Raw genomic sequence first — 17,653 nt, forward strand, 5'->3', positions numbered from 1 at the left:
TTTCTGTTTTCTGCTATGTACGCGTATAAGTATATGGCAAATAAGGTAGAGCCTTTTCTCAGTGTTTACATTCACGAGCTTAAGAGAGACCCTGTAGCATTCTTTTGACCCTAAGCGTGATTTTCACTAAATAAACCTGTCGTTCTAGAATCCAATGGGTTAGGATAAAGCTATACATTGTCAAGGTTAAATTTGAATCGGAGCGTCAGACATTTATGGGAGCATCAATCACTGCAATAAATGTTGCTGCTGCCTTGAGTGTACCTGAGGATAAGGTATTAGAGCTTAGACCAACTTTATTATCTCCAGAGCATTTGGATTTTATTGGCTTAGTGCGCGCTGGTGAGCAACATAAATTTGTGCCTAACGCCGTCGTTTTGCACGATGAGCAACCATTCATTTATATCATTGATGATCAAAAGACGAGCAGCGTGTCTGAAAGAGAATTGCAAGATTCTATACGTTTTCTGGGCCTTCGGGCTGACGCTCCTTATGCAGCTGTTGTTAGACCCGGTATTGTTCAAGTCTATGCTTTGTCTAACATACGCAATGATCAGCCGCCGTTATTTGAGGTTAACCAGCTAGAACCTGGTATCCTTGCTCGATTGATGACAGGTGATGTTCTAGTTAACCCTAAAAGTGAAGTTAACTTCGGTGCGCATGAACTCATGCTCGAATTGCTCAACTCAGTTACAGACCATCTTGTTCACGCCAAAGGCATAGACCCAAGCGAGGTTTTGGCTCTTGTTGGTCGGGCGCTATTTATGCGGTTCCTAGGGGATCGAGGAATTATTCCTGAAGTTAGTCCATTACCAGATGTAGATAAGATTCAGGACTGTTTCAGTACAGCAAAATCTGCATCTGCGGCTTGTCGTTGGTTAGACAAAACTTTCAATGGTGATCTTTTAGAACTTCCAGATAGAGGCTCTATCGAGTATTTCCAGTGTTTAGACTCTCGTACTGCGGTTCTTAATGATCTGACCGCCATTATGCATGGGGATCGGCCACTTGGTGAGGGAGTTTATCAAACTCAGTTTTCTTGGGGGGACTTACATTTTTCTTATTTGCCCGTGGGGTTATTAAGCCAAGTATATGAGGTATTTTCTCACCGTTTCGATAAACGTGCCGCAAAGAGAGATAGTGTCTATTATACACCACACCACATTGCTGAAAACTTAATAAATCATGCTTTTAAGTCGCTTGGAACTGATGCGTATAAGTCGCGCGTTCTTGATCCAGCTTCCGGGGGAGGGGTTTTCCTTTTATCAGCGTTTAGACGCTTAGTTAAGGAGAATTGGCAAGCTACGGGGGTACAGCCTAATACGCGTGTTATTCGCAATATTCTCAATAATCAATTAGTTGGTTTTGATATTAACCCTGCTGCAAGACAACTAACAGCATTAGCGATATATTTAACTGCATTAGAACTTGATCCTGAAGCCGAAAAATTAAAGGATTTAGATTTTACTCCTTTACAGGATGCGGTTCTTATAGCCGCCGAAAAATGGGACAAATATTATCCTGAATTAAATCTTGGTAGCCTTTCACCAGAATCACTTGAATCTTATGAGGGAAAATTTGATTTAGTTATAGGAAATCCACCTTGGACTGCAACTAAAAATTCAATACGTCGTGATGTTCTTAATTCGATAGTTGCTACGCATATGGCTGAACGTGGATTAGAAGCGGTGCCCAACCCTGATGGTGTACCTGATCTTCCATTTGTTTGGGCATCTACTCGGTTAGCAAAACCTAATGGAATTCTTGCATTCGCACTCCATGGCCGTCTCCTTACGAAGATTTCTTCAATTGGTCATGCGGCTCGTGTTAGCCTTTTCCAAGGGATAGAAGTGAACTATATCCTGAATGGAATGGAACTGCGTAATACTTCTGTATGGCCGAATATGTCGGCACATTTCTGTTTGCTGGTTGCTCGTAATAAACGCGCAGATAAAGAGAGCCAATTTTATGCTGTCACACCTGTTGAAGATCCTGCACTGAATCGAGTCGGTCGTATTCGTGTTAACAGCAAAGATGCATGGATATCAGATGTGGCGATGGTTGAGAAGACTAGTCATTTATTTAAGACCTTGGCGAAGGGAAATGCTTTAGATATTGAGTTAATAGAGCGAATTGAAAATCTATATCCAAAAAGTATTGCAGATTATCTAAAAGATCTAAATATATCTGCCACTCATGGTTATCAAACCAAACAAGTTGGCGTCCCCGGAGTTGATTCTGCTTTTCTTTATGGTATGAAAAATATGCCGAAGCCGCAGGATGCCAATTGGTATATCGCCCCAGTTAATACTTTTTCAGATTTTCAATTTCAACGTGTTCATAGATTGCGCGAGCAAGAAAACTATGATGCCCCTTTAGTATTATTGAGAGAGTCGCCTAGTTCTAAAGATAATTGCCCAATGGCAATCCTTACATTTCAAAATGTAGCTTATAATCGTTCTTATATCGGATATAGTTGTAAGAAATCACCTGAGCCAGAATTACTAGCAGTATATTTATCTACTTTGTTTAATAGTCGATTGTTTTTGTATTTCACATTAATGACGAGTAGTAAAATGGGTTGTGAGAGAAGCACTCTACAGAAGGCTGAGGCAGAAATGTTTCCATTTTGCCCGTTGAATGAATTGAGTGAAGAACTTAAAAATCAATTAGTTTTAATTAAGGAAGCGTTCCTTACAAGCAGTGATGATGTTGAGAATTTAGTAGAAACTTTTATTCGAAAACTATATCACCTAAGAGTTGGAGATGTTAACCTTATTAACGATAGGCTTTCTGTAGGCCTTCCATATAAAGCTATTCGCACTAATGCCGTAAATGCTGTGGATAAAAAGATTATTGAGCGATTCAAGCAGACTTTACAAACGACACTGCTGCCATTTGATATGAGCGATACACCATTATGTATTGAAATATTGGATGTTGGTGCTTTTTCTCCATGGGTTTTTATACGACTTGGCGAACAAGAAAAGAGTGAAATCCCAAGTTCTGAACACCTAATGGCTACAATAGGAATGGGAGATTTCTTGGATGCTTCATTAGTTGAAATTCCGTTTAAAGACTCGTTATATTTAGGAATTCTCAATCAACGGCGATATTGGTCAAGTACATCAGCAAGAACATTAGCTCTTGATTTGATTAAACGTGGTCATCCAGTGTTGAATAGGGGATACAAATGACAGGGCTCGTCGGAAATCCTTTACCATACGTGACTGCACAAAATGGTTTTCCCGTGCAAGTCCCACCGAATATTATTCGTGTAGTTGCACAAGCTATAAAGTATGTTTGGGCGGAAATTAATGCAAACCCTGCAAAGCATCTTGTCAGTATAAGTCCGGGAGCTCCTGAAGAGGATGTTTATACTGATGCCATTTGTAATCTGCTATTGCAGATGTTAGAAATGGAAATACCGGTAGTTCCTGGTTTCTCTGGTGATACTTTCGAAACTGTTTGTCGGGGAGAAAATGTTCCTAATTACAATGGAAAGCTTCTTAATAAACAGCCAGATCTAATTATACGTCTTTCCAATAATCCTCTTTCGATAACCCGTAGGCTCGTTGGAATTTATATCGAGAGTAAGGTTGTATGTATGGCAAAACCAATGTATCTGTATACAACTGAGGGGATGTCGCGTTTTGTTGGTGGTGACTACGGATGGACTATGCAGGCCGGAATCATGTTGGCTTACCAAAAACCGAAGTTTCGCGAAATATCATCACTTGAAACACAATTAGTTAAAGAAAAAGAACTTCAAAGTAATGAGTCTAATGGAAAGTATTTAAAGATGTCTAATATATTTACGCCAATAACAGCTGTAAGCACACATAAACGGCAATGGAAATATTTAAATGGCGGTGATCCCGGTGAAATCAGTATTTGGCATATGTGGGACTTAATCGTACCAAAAATGCCATAAGTATAATGAACTGCCATCCTGCAAAATAATATTTTGAAATTTTGTCAGTTTTTTGGGCACAGCGACATAATTTTCTACCTATTGTGTCATGGCAAATCTCACCAATATTTTGACAAATTTGACGAAGGCGGCTTTGCAGAGTTGATTATAAAAATTCATTATGTACATAGATAGGTACACGCTAAACATGCGCTTTAGTGATACGTGATGAGACATTATGATAAAAGAACAGCCCGATTTTACGGGCTGTTTGAGAGGGTTCTACTAATGGTGAGACAATGCGAGATCGCCTGAAACCTTACTCAATATTCTGAATCTGCTCCCTCATCTGCTCGATTAGCACCTTCAATTCAATAGCGGAGTTAGTGATATCGGCGTTGATAGATTTGGAGGCAAGAGTATTAGATTCGCGGTTGAATTCCTGCATCATAAAATCCAGTCGGCGGCCGACGGCTTCTTTTTTCTTTAGAATATTACGGGTTTCTTTGGTGTGGGCATCAAGGCGATCTAACTCTTCTGCCACATCGAGGCGTTGAGCCAGTAAAACTAACTCTTGCTCAAGACGGTTATTTTCAAGCTGTACCTGTGCCTCTTCTAGTTTGGTTTGCAGGCGTTCCCGTTGCCATTGTATGATTTCAGGCATTTGTTGGCGAACTTTACCGACTTCTTCGGTTACTGCGTCCAAACGTTGTTCAATCATAATTTTAAGTGCATTGCCTTCGGCTTCACGGCTTTGAATAAAGGCATCCAGTGTTGTATCCAGTTCTTGCAGCAATTGAGTGCTGATAGCATCCAGGTCTTGCTCTTCTGCGGCCATAACGCCAGGCCAACGCAGAATATCAACAGGATTGATTTCACCTTCGTTACTCTGTTGCTTGACCCAGTTCGCCGCATTGACTAGCTGTTTTGCTAAAGTTTCATTCAGGATAAGTTCGCCTTGTGCGCGTGAGTCCAGTTCAAAACGCAGGTTGCACTCAACTTTCCCGCGAGTCAGACGGGAACGAATACGTTCACGGATTACCGGTTCCAAGCTTCTGAATTGTTCTGGTAGGCGAATATAAGTTTCTAAATAACGTTGATTAACGGAGCGCAGCTCCCAAGCCGCATTTCCCCATTTACTTTTGATATCTCGCCGTGCAAAAGCTGTCATACTACGGATCATGATTCGTTCCCAATTTAAACAAAAGATTAAGAGATTATAACGCTCGTTGTAGATGCAGGATAGGAATTAGCCCTGTTAGGCCGTATAATGCGCCCCCAATAATGGTTTAACAACGGAGATAACACTATGCGCCCAACAGGAAGAGCGGCAGAACAAGTGCGTCCTATCACTATAACCCGTCATTATACTAAGCACGCGGAAGGTTCGGTTCTAGTAGAGTTTGGGGACACCAAAGTGTTATGTAATGCATCCGTTGAAGAAGGGGTTCCTCGTTTCTTGAAAGGTCAGGGGCAGGGTTGGGTGACGGCGGAATATGGCATGTTACCGCGTTCTACTCATACCCGAAATGCTCGTGAAGCAGCTAAAGGCAAACAGGGCGGGCGTACGATGGAAATCCAGCGTTTAATCGCTCGTTCGCTACGCGCCGCTGTTGATCTAAAAAAACTGGGTGAACACACAATTACACTGGATTGTGATGTTATTCAGGCTGATGGCGGTACTCGTACGGCTTCTATTACGGGTGCTTGTGTCGCGCTAGCTGATGCGTTGAATAAAATGGTTGAAGCCGGCAAGCTGAAAGAGAGCCCTCTGAAATCAATGGTTGCTGCGGTCTCTGTTGGCATTGTAGGTGGTGAAGGCTGTTGTGATCTGGAATATGTAGAAGATTCCGCCGCTGAAACTGATATGAATGTCGTGATGATGGAAGATGGCCGAATGATTGAAGTGCAAGGCACCGCGGAAGGCGAGCCATTTAGTCATGATGAGTTGTTATCCTTGCTGGCCCTTGCCAAGGGAGGATTAGAGGATATTTTTGCAGCGCAGAGAAATGCATTAAAATAATAAATTGATTAGGCGACAGAGTAGTCGCCTTTTTTGTGCCTGTTGTATGGCGATAACGATGACTAAATAGAGAGGAGAGACACCAATGAAAGCCTATCAGCGCGAATTTATCGAGCTTGCGCTAAAAAAACAGGTACTGAAATTTGGGGAGTTTACCCTGAAATCAGGACGTAAAAGCCCGTATTTTTTTAATGCCGGGCTGTTTAATACTGGGCGTGATTTGGCGTTAATCGGGCGTTTTTATGCAGCAGCATTGTTGGATAGCGGTATTCAGTGCGATTTGTTATTCGGACCGGCTTACAAGGGTATTCCAATTGCAACGACAACGGCAGTTGCACTAGCAGAGCATCATGATATTGATATGCCATACTGTTTTAACCGTAAGGAAGCTAAAAATCATGGCGAAGGTGGTACTTTGGTTGGTAGCTCACTTAAAGGCAATGTTGTTCTGGTTGATGATGTTATTACCGCAGGCACAGCTATCCGTGAATCTATGGAGATTATCAAGCAGCATAATGCGACGCTTGCCGGCGTGATGATTTGTCTTGATCGTCAGGAGCGTGGGAATGGTGAAATCTCGGCAATTCAGGAAGTGGAAAGAGATTATGGTTGCAAAGTGTTTTCTATCATTACTTTGAATGATTTGATTAATTATTTGAGTGGTCAGCCAGAGATGAAAGCTCATCTGGATGCAGTAGAAGCCTATCGTGCACAGTACGGTATCTGATAGATAAGCTTCAAAAAAAGCCCTCGCCCAATAACGGGCGGGGTGAGTAGTAGAATAACTTATTGTAACTGAGCCAATAATAATGGCCAGCGTGCTTCAAATTCCTGCGTTGGACGATAGTGGAACTCAGAGCGTACAAAACGTGATAGCATCCCTTCACAAAACGCGAGTAACTGGGAAGCTAATAACGACTCATCATAACTGAAACCTTGCCCATCACGTAATTTTTTCTCTTTTAAAACTTGACGGATCTGTACTTCAATTCGTTCAAATAACTGATTTATGCGCCCTTGCAGCCGGTTTTGTTCAAACATTAGAGCATGACCTGTCATGATGCGGGTCAGACCGGGATTTTTTTCTGAAAAACCCAGAATCAGGATCAATATCAAGCGAATACGAGTCGTAGTATCTTTCTCATCTTGCAGAATCAGGTTAATCCGGGAAATTAATGAGTCTTCAATGAACTCAATCAAGCTGTCAAACATCCGGGTTTTACTAGGAAAATGCCGGTATAAGGCAGCTTCGGAAACGCCCACGTTGGCGGCCAGTTTAGCGGTAGTGATTCGATGGCTACCATCACTGGATTGCAACATATGCGCCAGCGCCTGCAAGATCTCCTCGCGCCTGTTTCTTTTCTTCGTATTTTCGTTTTCTGCCATGTCTGACAAGACCTTTGTTAAGAACAGCAAAACAAACAAATCAGTCATTCTTTGCCCAAGCGTATTTTGGGCAAAGAATATGATAATGGGTTAAATGGTATTAGGTTTTACAGAGATTTATTGGCGACCAGAATGACCAAAACCACCGCTGCCTCTTTCGCTGGTTTCAAAATCTGCTACCAGATTGAATTCAGCTTGGACAACGGGTACAAAAACCATCTGAGCGATACGTTCGCCTGGCTGGATAGTGAAAGTTTTATCACCACGATTCCAGACGGAAACCATGAGCTGACCTTGGTAATCAGAATCGATCAAACCCACCAGATTACCCAGAACGACGCCATGTTTATGTCCAAGACCTGAACGAGGTAGAATAACGGCTGCCAATTGTTCATCACCAATATGAATAGCAAGCCCGGTTGGCAGCAGTTCGGTTTGCCCTGGAGCCAGTTCTATCGCATTGTCCAGGCAAGCCCGCAAATCTAAACCTGCGGAGCCAGGCGTGGCGTAAGTTGGCAAAGGAAATTCCTCCCCGATACGTGGGTCAAGAATTTTAACGTCGATTTTTTTCATCATAGCGTCTGACTATCTCGTCTAATAAATGGTGGCTAAGTAATAACTTATTACTATGAGGTAAGCGGATTTCTCCCTCATGCCAGAACAAATGTAATGCATTAGTATCACTGTTAAAGCCGTGGCCAGTAAGGGATACATCATTTGCACAAATCAGATCCAAATGTTTTTGGTTCAGTTTTTTTCGTGCGTATTCTTCCACATTCTGGGTTTCAGCCGCAAATCCAACCACAAAGGGGCGGTTTTCTTGCACTGCTGCTACATTGGCAACAATATCCGGGTTTTTGATCAGGGTAAAAGTGATTTCATCACCCTGTTTTTTAATTTTTTCTTCGGCAATCTGTTTAGCGCGATAGTCTGCGACCGCAGCACAACCAATGAAGATATGCTGTGAACCCGCTACTGCCTGTACTTGTTCATTCATTTCCAGAGCGCTGGTAACATCGATTCGTTTGACTCCCGGTGGTGTCGGTAAATTAACGGGGCCAGTGATTAGGGTGACGTCTGCACCACGTGTTGCCGCAGCTTGAGCAATAGCAAATCCCATTTTGCCTGAGCTGTGATTGCTGATAAAGCGAACTGGGTCCAATGCTTCCCGGGTTGGTCCGGCGGTAATAGCAAGTTTTAGGTGAGCTAAGTCTTGGTTGGTTTGAAAATGTTGTTCGGCGAGTTCGACAATTGCTAGGGGATTTAGCATTCTGCCGGGACCAACGTCGCCACAAGCTTGGCTGCCATCGTCTGGTCCCCACAGGAGAATGCCTCGTTCTTCAAGGCGCTTGAGATTATGTTGTGTTGCTTGAGCTCGAAACATCTGTTGATTCATTGCGGGCACTGCGGCAATTGGGGCTGGGGAGGCCAAACAGACAGTTGTCACGAGATCATTTGCCATACCGACGACCAGGCGCGCCAGTAAATCAGCGGTAGCCGGAGCGAGAATAATCAGATCAGCCCACTTGCCAAGCTCAATATGCCCCATAGCCGCTTCTGCTGCTGGATCTAACAAATCATCAGAAACGGGATAACCAGAAACTGCCTGCAACGTCATTGGTGTAATAAACGCTTCTGCTGCTGGTGTCATCACGACACGTACTTGTGCGCCGCGATCACGCAGGCGACGTACCAGCTCGGGAGTTTTGTAAGCGGCTATTCCGCCGCTAATACCGAGCACAATCTGTTTGCCGGAAAGTCCTGCCATCATGATTGTCCGAATATTAAGTTGCAAGGGGCCAAGATTTTATCACAAGAGATTACAGAGTTGAGCAGAGTCTGAGCTTTGATTGTAAAAAAGAATAAGTTTGCGAGCGGCTACGCAGCTCTTGAATATGATATTCGCCCTGATATTTAAGGCATGGAATACTGCTTGTATCAGGTAAAACAGAGCAGGGAGATGAATATATGGGAATTGATATCGCTGAAAATACAGGAGAAATATATTCAAATTTAGCTCCCAGAGAAAAATTACTGGCTTATGGTTCGGTTTCTCTGACAGATGCTGAGTTACTGGCTATTTTTTTACGTACCGGGACCAGAGGACTTCCTGTTTTACGAATGGCGGAATTTCTATTGAAAGAATTTGGGTCTTTGTACCATTTACTCTCTGCTGATTATGATACTTTTTGTTCTCATAAAGGAATGGGATTAGCCAAGTATGCACAATTACAGGCTATTGCAGAACTGGCAAAACGTTTTTTTTCCAGCCAGTTCATGCATGAAGATATTATGAGTAGTCCAAGTGTGACTCAAGAGTATTTGCAAAATCTATTATCGGGGCGTGATAGGGAAATATTTGTTGTGTTGTTTCTCAATAACCAAAATAGAGTCATCTGTCATGAGGAGATGTTTAAAGGCACAATCAATAAAGTTGAAGTTCATCCTCGTGAAATTGTCCGATCAGCGATAAAGGTGAATGCTTCATCCGTCATTTTGGCTCATAATCATCCATCAGGTCATGCAGAGCCGAGTTTGGCAGATAAGATTGTTACAGATAAAGTGATTGATGCCTGTAATTTGGTTGGTATAAAAGTGCTGGATCATCTGGTTATTGGCCGGCAATGTTGTGTCTCATTTGCGGAGCGAGGATGGATTTAAGCTAACTTTTTCAAGATCCTTGTGGATCTTTGGTTGTGCGGGACTTGAGCGTCAGCGATTGAGGGCGTATACTACGCCACCTTTGAGGATCTTTGGTTTGGCGAGAAGAGCCTATCTCAGCACATTTTCTGAGTAAATGTGAGTCTTTTCAGTAGAATTTGCTGAGATGGGCTCCTAAGCCTGACGAGGCGGCCATACCCAATACAAAGCTCGAGCTGATTTGATTTTTGGAGAATAGACATGTCCCGAGTCTGCCAAGTTACTGGCAAACGCCCGATGAGTGGTAATAACCGCTCTCATGCACTGAATGCGACTAAGCGTCGTTTTCTGCCTAATCTGCATTCCCACCGTTTCTGGGTTGAGTCCGAGAAGCGCTTTGTGACTCTGCGTGTATCTGTTAAAGGTATGCGTGTGATTGATAAGAAGGGTATTGACGCAGTTTTGGCTGAGCTTCGTACCCGCGGTGAGAAGTACTAAGGAGCTGAAAAATGGCTAAAGGTATTCGCGATAAAATTAAGCTAGTTTCTTCGGCTGGTACTGGTCACTTCTATACCACTACGAAGAACAAGCGTACTATGCCTGAGAAACTGGAAATGAAAAAATTTGATCCAGTTGTTCGTCAGCATGTTATGTATAAAGAAGCCAAGATTAAATAAAACTTTGGTTGATTTGATAAAAACCCGGCTTAGGCCGGGTTTTTTGTTGTCATCCTTAAACCACCTCCTAGGGAGGTGGTCTTTTGTTGTCTGAAGAGTTTTAACAAATACTCACTGATTCTTCTCTGCATTTCATATATATCCTGTTATTCGTAGACGTAAGATGTTGTTTCGCTATACTAACGCCTTCCGGTAGGCTAGATATGAAACCGAAATGGCTAAAGAAAAACTAAATATTTTACATACAGAATCTTCTTGTGGTTGGGGTGGTCAGGAAATCCGTATCCTGACGGAATCCCAAGGAATGATAAGACGTGGACACAAAGTGGTTATTGTCTGTTGTCCCGGTTCTAATATCTACCGTGAAGCAAAATCTTATGGTGTGCCGGTAGTAGCCCTGCCTATTGAGAAAAAGCGGTTGTCCTGCTTTCTTGCTATGCGTCGTTGGTTGAAAAATGAAGGTCGTCAATTTGACGTTATTAATACACATAGCTCGACAGATGCATGGTTGGTTGCTGCGGCTTGCACGACGTTAAGGCATATGCCGCCAATGGTCAGAACCAGGCATGTTTCTACCCATGTTGCTAATTCAATATCAACTCGTTGGTTGTATTTGAGAGCGTGCCGACATATTGCGACTACAGGTGAAAAATTACGTCAACATCTGCATGCTAATAATCGTTATCCATTACAACATATGACATCAGTGCCTACCGGCATAGATTTAGATCGTTTCCGACCGGAAGATAAGAAAGTTTGCCGTCAGCGGATTGGGATTCAAGATAAACCGACATTAGGCGTCGTTGCGACCATGAGAACTTGGAAAGGGCATCGCTATCTGTTAGAAAGTTGGAAAATTCTGCACCAGAAATATCCTGATTGGCAACTTTTGTTTGTGGGTGATGGTCCACAACGTAAATCATTGGAACCATTAGTAAAGCGAGAAGGCTTGTCAAACAGTGTCATTTTTTTAGGCAACCGTCAGGATGTTCCTGATTGTTTGAATGCGATGGATTTATTTGCATTACCTTCTTTTGGTAATGAAGGCGTACCACAAGGCATTATGCAAGCAATGGCGTGTGGAATACCTGTGGTATCAACCTCTGTTGGTGCAATTGCCGAAGCGGTAATTGATGGTGAAACGGGTTATATCGTGGAACCTAGAAATACAGAGTTATTGACGAAATGTTTAGATTTGTTGATTCATAATAATGAACTGCGCTTGCAATTCGGTCATTCTTCATTAAAGCGGGCAATGGCTTTATTTGGCATAGATAATATGTTGGATAAAATGGAAAATATCTTTTTTCACAGCATTAAAGGTAAGAAACGTTAACATTTTTTAAGATTTATTCTGGTCCTTTTTCTTTGATTTATGGTTTTGGGTAATATCAACTTATTGATATTAAATTACTTTAAGGTTGATTATTAGTTAAATCACTCTGTTGCGATCAATTGTATACAAGATGGTTTTTTTGTATATTTTGTTGAATTTTATAGCGGATTAATCAGATAATTGTCTTATGCAGATCAAGAATATTCTGGTCATTATTATAGCTCGTTTCGGTGATACCTTACTGGTAACGCCGGTAATCCGTGCTTTAAAACAGAAATGGCCTGGTGCGAATATTGATGTTATGGCTCATAAAAGAACTAAACAGATCCTTGAAAATATAAATGATATCAATAAATTGACTGCTTTTTCGAAAGGTAAGGCAAAATGGTGTGGTTGGTTTACCTGTAAACATTATGACTTGGCTTTAGTCTATAGTGACGATAAACCTTTATTACAGTATGCAAAACGTAAATCGTGCTTAACAGTTTCGTTTTCAGATAAGTCCACGTTGCAATCTGATTGGCTAACTGTGGAAAAGCCAAAGGTGCTGATGCCAGCTCAACAGGAACGGGCCATGCTTGCTGGTGCGGTAGATGTTGAGGTAAGTGACTGGCGGTTGAATTATTGTGTGAGTGAAAAGGAGTTACGTTTTGCTGATGGTTTTATGCGGCAGTATCATTTAGAGAATAAACTCCTGATTGGTTTTCAGTTACAAAGCTTCCCGGCAAAAGCTTATCGTGATTGGCCGGTTGAACATTTTTACCAATTAGCGCAACACATTTATAGCTGTTATCCCCAGTCGCATATTATGTTATTAGGCAGTACTGACGGTAAAATTGCTGCACAGTCACTGGCAAAAAGATTAGGGGCTGAAAAGTGTACTTCATTGGTTGGTGGACTAACAATGCGACAGAATGCAGCAATAATGAGTAGATTTGATTTGTATGTTGGTGTTGATACAGGGCCGACATACTTAGCTGATGCATTGGGTATCCCGATGGTTGCTATGTATCATAGTTTTCATCCAGGCCGTTTTTTAGCGCCTCAACAGCATTCACATTTGGCGGTTATTGAACATCCGGTTCACTATATGCAAGCCACCCGCAAAGACTCGATGTCTGCAATATCTGTTGAACAAGTCTGGCAGGCAACGCAAAAGTTACTAGGAACTACGTCGTCAGGAAGAAAAGATGAAAATAGGTTTGGTTGATGTCACTGTAACTATGTCTTACGGTGGTATTCAGACGGCAGTCTGGGAACTTGCGAAAGCGTTGACTGATGCCGGGCATGAGATCCATATTTTTGGCGGCAAGGGTGATGTCCAGCCAGAGTTCAATGGAAGAGCAATCCAGGTTCATACTTTTCCATTTATTCCCAGAGAGAAAGTGATTAATATTGGTCGACGTTTTCAACGTATTATTGAACGCTACTCATTTGCTCGCCATGCTTGCGATATGGTTGTTGCTGGAGATTTTGACTGGGTTATTCTGACTAAGCCATTTGATTTTTTCTGGCCTCGAATGATGCCAAAAGAGAGTCGCACTAAATTTTGCTATATGAGCGGCGGCACCAGTTTTTTCAAGGGTGACAGAAAGCTGAGTAAACGAATTTCAGCTTGGGTGGCATGCAGCCATTTTAATGCCTGGCAGATTCAGCACCATTTTAAACAATTTCCGAAGGTGATTTACAATGGTGTTGATATTAATAAATTCAGGCCGATAGACTCTTCTGTCAGAACTCGTCTTGGGATCAGCGATAAAACATTTTTGCTGACCTTTGCTGGGCGGTTGGTTGGCTGGAAAGGCATACATGTGGCTATTGATGCAATGGCTCAACTACAGGATAAAGACGTTAAATTGCTGATTATCGGATCAGGTGAAGATCTGCAACGCTTGGAAAAGCGGGTTGCAGCACTGCGGCTGGAAAAACAGGTCATCTTCCATCCACCTGTAGGGCACGATCAGTTGCCTGAATATTATGCTGCTGGTGACGCGGGGATTTTCCCCAGTATTGGTGACGAAGCATTTGGGATTACGATTGCGGAAGCGATGGCGTGTGGCAGGCCGGTTATTGCCAGTTATATCGGAGGCATACCGGAAGTTGTCGGTAATGAAGGTAATTCAGGTATTTTGGTTACGCCAGGAGATGTTTCAGCAATTGTCGATGCGGTTAATTCTTTATTGTCTCAACCAGACAGGGGGCAAAAAATGGGAGAAGCGGCTCGTCAACGGATTGAAACAATGTATACCTGGGAGCATTCAGCAAATCGTTTACTAAAAGCGATAAATAATGAAGATTGCCTATATTGATCCCTATCCGGTTCCTGATTATCGGGTAGCATCACTGCAAATTTTGCAGAATGTTGATGCATTTGCTCGCCAGGGTGCTAGTGTATATCTGGTTACGCCTGAAGGTAAAAATACCGCAGAGGAGATCTTGGGGCGTTCATTATCACTATCCGCTAAACTGATCTCTTTACGCAATATTCGGCGTAAATGGTATTTTCCATTCAATACCCAAAAAATGTTCTATTTCCAGGTTTCCCATTGGTTGAAGAGAAATGAGGTAGATGCCGTTTTTACCCGTAATCTGAAAATGGCAAAGTATTTATTATGTGAACATCCAGAAATTCCGCTGTTTTTTGAGAGTCATGAGATTTTTGCCCAATCATTTAAAGAATCTCATGATTTAAGTAAAAATAAAAATCAGCGTAAGTATCAGAAGCTGAGAGAGATCGAGCACTTTGTTTATCGTCAGTCCAGGATTGTTTTCGCTCTGACGTCGTTACTCCGTGATGATATTATTAGTGAATACAATGTCAGCATACCAATAGTTGTTGCGCCGGATGGTGTGGATCTGCGGGCAGTCGAATCGGTGTCATTAGATAAACGTATATCAGACGATGGTGAATTACCAACCCAGATCCTTTATTTGGGCAGTTTGCATCATTGGAAAGGTGTTCCTACGGCGATCAAAGCGATGGCTTACCTTGAGAATGCAATATTGAATATTGCTGGTGGTGAACCAGAGCAAATTCAGCAATTACGACAGATTGCTCAGCAAATGGGAGTTGGCGATAAAATCAATTTTCTTGGATTTATTCAACCTAAATTACGTTTTCAGATAATTGCAGATAATGATATTTGTCTGTTGCCATTAACTAAAACTAGCATTGGCAGTCGCTATACTTCGCCACTGAAACTATTTGAATATATGGCGATGGATAAGCCTGTGGTTATCTCCGATTTTCCTTCGATTCGTGATGTGGTTGATGAAAATGCGGTCAGTTTTGCTGATAGTGAAAATGCGGAGAGTTTTGCTCAACAGATTCAGTTAATAAGAGATAATCCAGAAAAAGTTAAGTCACAAGTCAGTTATGCGAAAATGTTGGTGACAGTGCGTTTTAATTGGGAACAGCGAGCGAAGCTTATTATGCAGACAATATCAAAGGATATTTCTGCATAATAATCGGTTTGATAGTATAGCCGTGAGATCTGGTTAATCGTTTTTCTGCTGATATAGAGCAATCATCAGGCCGAATAGAATACCTATTTCATTGATATAGGTATTTTCAAAGGCGCCTCGGACGATAAATAATCCGATAAATCCCGTCAGTAGAATAATACTGGCCTGCTTTATTACGCCATTGTTACGGCTAATAATATGGCTACCCGTGTATAGCGCTGAAAAGGTCATCAGCAAAGTGGTAATCAAACCGATGATTCCACCGGCAAACCAGAGTGCCAGAAAGATATTATGGGGGCCGATGGATGTGCGATATATCCAGTCTGGATAGTCAGCAGCTCGTTCATTGTAGACCTTGTGATAGACTTTATTGCCAAAACCGTAGCCTTTAATCGGGTTTTCTTGAATTAACTCAAGAGCAGCACCCTGTGTGCCATTTTTATAACGATGGCTGCTATCAGTTTGAGTCAGCTTCCAAAATAATAATTTAGTATTTTCATTAGCTATGATCGTAGTTTGAGAAAGTACAACTGAAAAACTAAGGATTAAACTCGCTATTATGGTCAGTTTCCATTCACGATTAATGATGATGATAAAAGCAGTGATGACGGCAACGGCGACCCAAGCGCCACGAGCTAAGGTACCTAATAGCAAAAACAGACTGATAGCGGAAGCAACAGCCAGTATTAGCCAACTCACTAAGGTATGTTTCTTCCACAATGCCCAAGTACACAGTAAGATGGGGAAATAGAAAATAAAGCCGTAAGAAAATTCTCGATGGTTGAAGTTGGTAAAAGGCATTTCACCTTTATTGTAGTTAATAATGTATTTACCAATATCAGTGAGGCATATTGCCAGCATACCAATGGCAAATGAGTACAAAATCATCTTGGCAATACTTTCTTTGTTTTCTTTGTACAGGACAACAGGAAAAGTAAAACTGAACAATAACAGCCCATTCAGGATGGGTTTATTCATATCCTTAAAACTCAATGCCGGATCGACGGAAATCGCCACTGAATAGAACATGGCTAAAACGAATAACAAAATGGACAGAAATAGTGAATTACGCATGGAGCGCATCACTTGACGAAAATCTGTCACCAGATAGGTTAGTGCTGTAATGCCAATAAGAGCGATAACCAGGTTTTTATATCTCGTTATATCGGGCAGATAAACAAGGGCTATATAAATCCCAATGATGGATAGATTCCATAATGATCTTTTATCACGACTTTTAATATTAAACATATTCATCAATCTGCTTTCGTTTCTGTTGAGTTTGGTTGGAAATAATACATGAAAAGATTATCTTAATCTGCTCAGATGCAATAGAGTTGAAACAATATACATAGTTAGGAGTTATTACCATGCCAGAACTACCAGAAGTAGAAACCAGCCGGAGAGGAATAGAGCCACATCTGGTAGGGAATGTGATCCAGTATGCGGTAGTCAGGAATGGTCGGCTACGTTGGCCGGTGGCGGAAGAAATTATGAAATTGAGTGACCAGCTTGTGCTTAGCATTCAACGCCGTGCCAAATATTTGCTGATTGAACTGGCAAATGGTTGGATTATTGTCCATTTGGGAATGTCGGGCAGTTTGCGTATCTTGCCAGAGGAGCGCCCTGCGGAGAAACACGATCATGTGGATTTAGTGATGGCAGATGGTAAGGTTTTGCGTTATACCGATCCCAGACGATTTGGGGCGTGGTTATGGAGCGATGATCTTGAACGATGCTCGGTATTGGCTCATTTGGGGCCGGAGCCACTTTCTAATGATTTTAACGGTTCTTATCTTTACACCCGGTCAAATAAGAAAAAAACCTTGATTAAGCCCTGGCTAATGGATAACAAACTGGTTGTTGGAGTCGGTAATATCTATGCAAATGAGGCGTTGTTTACTGCCCATATTCAGCCTGATCGTCCCGCGCAGACTTTAACTGAGCGTGAAGCCAACTTACTGGCGGAAACGATTAAGAAAGTTCTACAACGATCTATTGAGCAGGGTGGTACGACACTCAGAGATTTCCTGCAATCTGATGGTAAACCGGGCTATTTTGCTCAGGAATTGTTTGTTTATGGTAGAGCAGGAGAGCCATGCCGAATTTGTGGTGAAAAAATAGAGAGTATTAAGCTTGGGCAGCGCAGTACTTTCTTTTGCCGTCACTGTCAGTATTAGTTGATATCGGATAGTTAGGGGAGGCGTTGCATA

At 42.1% G+C, this 17,653-nt stretch carries 17 protein-coding genes; 12 read left to right on the forward strand and 5 right to left on the reverse strand.

Translation table 11 applies throughout. The annotated features are described in order from the left end of the window. The first annotated feature begins 215 nt into the window (after window positions 1-215). Window positions 216-3,197: an N-6 DNA methylase gene (locus BA1DRAFT_RS10150; protein WP_036778491.1), complete on the forward strand. Its 2,982-nt coding sequence runs from the start codon at window positions 216-218 to the stop codon at window positions 3,195-3,197. After that, on the forward strand, window positions 3,194-3,934 hold the full coding sequence (locus BA1DRAFT_RS10155) for a hypothetical protein (RefSeq protein WP_036778492.1): 741 nt from the start codon (window positions 3,194-3,196) through the stop codon (window positions 3,932-3,934). Before BA1DRAFT_RS10150 ends, BA1DRAFT_RS10155 begins: the two co-directional genes overlap by 4 nt. Before the next feature lie 298 nt (window positions 3,935-4,232). Here the strand turns inward: BA1DRAFT_RS10155 and BA1DRAFT_RS10160 are convergent, their stop codons facing one another. Next, window positions 4,233-5,096, reverse strand: coding sequence for a YicC/YloC family endoribonuclease (locus BA1DRAFT_RS10160; protein ID WP_036778493.1), 864 nt, complete (start codon window positions 5,094-5,096; stop codon window positions 4,233-4,235). A gap of 126 nt (window positions 5,097-5,222) precedes the next feature. Here BA1DRAFT_RS10160 and rph point away from each other — a divergent pair, with 126 nt between their 5' ends. Continuing rightward, complete coding sequence (gene rph / locus BA1DRAFT_RS10165) at window positions 5,223-5,936, forward strand: ribonuclease PH (RefSeq protein WP_036778495.1); 714 nt, start codon at window positions 5,223-5,225, stop codon at window positions 5,934-5,936. Window positions 5,937-6,021: 85 nt separating this feature from the next. Further along, entirely contained in the window at window positions 6,022-6,663 is a 642-nt protein-coding gene (gene pyrE / locus BA1DRAFT_RS10170) for an orotate phosphoribosyltransferase (protein ID WP_036778498.1), read from the forward strand. Between the two features lie 59 nt (window positions 6,664-6,722). Here the strand turns inward: pyrE and slmA are convergent, their stop codons facing one another. From slmA to coaBC, 3 genes are all read right to left on the reverse strand, one after another. Beyond that, entirely contained in the window at window positions 6,723-7,322 is a 600-nt protein-coding gene (slmA, locus tag BA1DRAFT_RS10175) for a nucleoid occlusion factor SlmA (protein ID WP_036778585.1), read from the reverse strand. A gap of 117 nt (window positions 7,323-7,439) precedes the next feature. Then, window positions 7,440-7,898, reverse strand: a complete 459-nt coding sequence (gene dut / locus BA1DRAFT_RS10180; protein ID WP_036778501.1) for a dUTP diphosphatase — start codon at window positions 7,896-7,898, stop codon at window positions 7,440-7,442. Next, complete coding sequence (gene coaBC / locus BA1DRAFT_RS10185; RefSeq protein ID WP_036778504.1) at window positions 7,876-9,093, reverse strand: bifunctional phosphopantothenoylcysteine decarboxylase/phosphopantothenate--cysteine ligase CoaBC; 1,218 nt, start codon at window positions 9,091-9,093, stop codon at window positions 7,876-7,878. Before coaBC ends, dut begins: the two co-directional genes overlap by 23 nt. Window positions 9,094-9,290: 197 nt before the next feature. Here coaBC and radC point away from each other — a divergent pair, with 197 nt between their 5' ends. The 7 genes from radC (at window position 9,291) to BA1DRAFT_RS10220 (ending at window position 15,440) form a co-directional block, all read left to right on the forward strand. After that, complete coding sequence (gene radC, locus BA1DRAFT_RS10190; protein WP_036778505.1) at window positions 9,291-9,983, forward strand: RadC family protein; 693 nt, start codon at window positions 9,291-9,293, stop codon at window positions 9,981-9,983. A gap of 240 nt (window positions 9,984-10,223) precedes the next feature. Next, window positions 10,224-10,460, forward strand: a complete 237-nt coding sequence (gene rpmB, locus BA1DRAFT_RS10195) for a 50S ribosomal protein L28 (protein WP_011148921.1) — start codon at window positions 10,224-10,226, stop codon at window positions 10,458-10,460. 11 nt (window positions 10,461-10,471) lie between these two features. Continuing rightward, on the forward strand, window positions 10,472-10,639 hold the full coding sequence (gene rpmG, locus BA1DRAFT_RS10200; RefSeq protein ID WP_010847629.1) for a 50S ribosomal protein L33: 168 nt from the start codon (window positions 10,472-10,474) through the stop codon (window positions 10,637-10,639). Between the two features lie 214 nt (window positions 10,640-10,853). Beyond that, the gene (locus BA1DRAFT_RS10205; protein ID WP_036778508.1) at window positions 10,854-11,975 is read left to right on the forward strand and encodes a glycosyltransferase family 4 protein; all 1,122 of its coding nucleotides are present in this window, start codon (window positions 10,854-10,856) and stop codon (window positions 11,973-11,975) included. 187 nt (window positions 11,976-12,162) lie between these two features. Further along, on the forward strand, window positions 12,163-13,185 hold the full coding sequence (locus BA1DRAFT_RS10210) for a glycosyltransferase family 9 protein (protein ID WP_036778513.1): 1,023 nt from the start codon (window positions 12,163-12,165) through the stop codon (window positions 13,183-13,185). After that, complete coding sequence (locus BA1DRAFT_RS10215; protein ID WP_036778515.1) at window positions 13,166-14,284, forward strand: glycosyltransferase family 4 protein; 1,119 nt, start codon at window positions 13,166-13,168, stop codon at window positions 14,282-14,284. Before BA1DRAFT_RS10210 ends, BA1DRAFT_RS10215 begins: the two co-directional genes overlap by 20 nt. After that, entirely contained in the window at window positions 14,265-15,440 is a 1,176-nt protein-coding gene (locus tag BA1DRAFT_RS10220) for a glycosyltransferase family 4 protein (protein WP_036778517.1), read from the forward strand. Before BA1DRAFT_RS10215 ends, BA1DRAFT_RS10220 begins: the two co-directional genes overlap by 20 nt. A gap of 33 nt (window positions 15,441-15,473) precedes the next feature. On the opposite strand, the gene rfaL is transcribed toward BA1DRAFT_RS10220, so the two are convergent. After that, on the reverse strand, window positions 15,474-16,691 hold the full coding sequence (gene rfaL / locus BA1DRAFT_RS10225; RefSeq protein ID WP_036778588.1) for an O-antigen ligase RfaL: 1,218 nt from the start codon (window positions 16,689-16,691) through the stop codon (window positions 15,474-15,476). 119 nt (window positions 16,692-16,810) lie between these two features. Between rfaL and mutM the strand changes: the two genes are divergently transcribed. After that, window positions 16,811-17,620 carry a bifunctional DNA-formamidopyrimidine glycosylase/DNA-(apurinic or apyrimidinic site) lyase gene (mutM, locus tag BA1DRAFT_RS10230; RefSeq protein WP_036778519.1) on the forward strand — a complete coding sequence of 270 codons (810 nt, stop codon included), beginning with the start codon at window positions 16,811-16,813 and terminating at the stop codon, window positions 17,618-17,620. Window positions 17,621-17,653 lie beyond the last annotated feature (33 nt).

This window comes from Photorhabdus aegyptia (assembly GCF_000612035.1).
Taxonomy (GTDB): Bacteria; Pseudomonadota; Gammaproteobacteria; order Enterobacterales; family Enterobacteriaceae; genus Photorhabdus; species Photorhabdus akhurstii.

Excerpts from the sequence above, each read along its gene's own strand:
- dut (WP_036778501.1), bottom strand. The coding sequence starts at position 7,898 with ATGATGAAAAAAATCGACGTTAAAATTCTTGACCCACGTATCGGGGAG.
- rph (WP_036778495.1), top strand. The coding sequence starts at position 5,223 with ATGCGCCCAACAGGAAGAGCGGCAGAACAAGTGCGTCCTATCACTATA.
- BA1DRAFT_RS10150 (WP_036778491.1), top strand. The coding sequence starts at position 216 with ATGGGAGCATCAATCACTGCAATAAATGTTGCTGCTGCCTTGAGTGTA.
- radC (WP_036778505.1), top strand. The coding sequence starts at position 9,291 with ATGGGAATTGATATCGCTGAAAATACAGGAGAAATATATTCAAATTTA.
- BA1DRAFT_RS10220 (WP_036778517.1), top strand. The coding sequence starts at position 14,265 with ATGAAGATTGCCTATATTGATCCCTATCCGGTTCCTGATTATCGGGTA.
- mutM (WP_036778519.1), top strand. The coding sequence starts at position 16,811 with ATGCCAGAACTACCAGAAGTAGAAACCAGCCGGAGAGGAATAGAGCCA.
- BA1DRAFT_RS10160 (WP_036778493.1), bottom strand. The coding sequence starts at position 5,096 with ATGATCCGTAGTATGACAGCTTTTGCACGGCGAGATATCAAAAGTAAA.
- BA1DRAFT_RS10205 (WP_036778508.1), top strand. The coding sequence starts at position 10,854 with ATGGCTAAAGAAAAACTAAATATTTTACATACAGAATCTTCTTGTGGT.
- slmA (WP_036778585.1), bottom strand. The coding sequence starts at position 7,322 with ATGGCAGAAAACGAAAATACGAAGAAAAGAAACAGGCGCGAGGAGATC.
- rpmG (WP_010847629.1), top strand. The coding sequence starts at position 10,472 with ATGGCTAAAGGTATTCGCGATAAAATTAAGCTAGTTTCTTCGGCTGGT.
- BA1DRAFT_RS10155 (WP_036778492.1), top strand. The coding sequence starts at position 3,194 with ATGACAGGGCTCGTCGGAAATCCTTTACCATACGTGACTGCACAAAAT.
- coaBC (WP_036778504.1), bottom strand. The coding sequence starts at position 9,093 with ATGATGGCAGGACTTTCCGGCAAACAGATTGTGCTCGGTATTAGCGGC.
- BA1DRAFT_RS10210 (WP_036778513.1), top strand. The coding sequence starts at position 12,163 with ATGCAGATCAAGAATATTCTGGTCATTATTATAGCTCGTTTCGGTGAT.
- BA1DRAFT_RS10215 (WP_036778515.1), top strand. The coding sequence starts at position 13,166 with ATGAAAATAGGTTTGGTTGATGTCACTGTAACTATGTCTTACGGTGGT.
- rfaL (WP_036778588.1), bottom strand. The coding sequence starts at position 16,691 with ATGTTTAATATTAAAAGTCGTGATAAAAGATCATTATGGAATCTATCC.
- pyrE (WP_036778498.1), top strand. The coding sequence starts at position 6,022 with ATGAAAGCCTATCAGCGCGAATTTATCGAGCTTGCGCTAAAAAAACAG.
- rpmB (WP_011148921.1), top strand. The coding sequence starts at position 10,224 with ATGTCCCGAGTCTGCCAAGTTACTGGCAAACGCCCGATGAGTGGTAAT.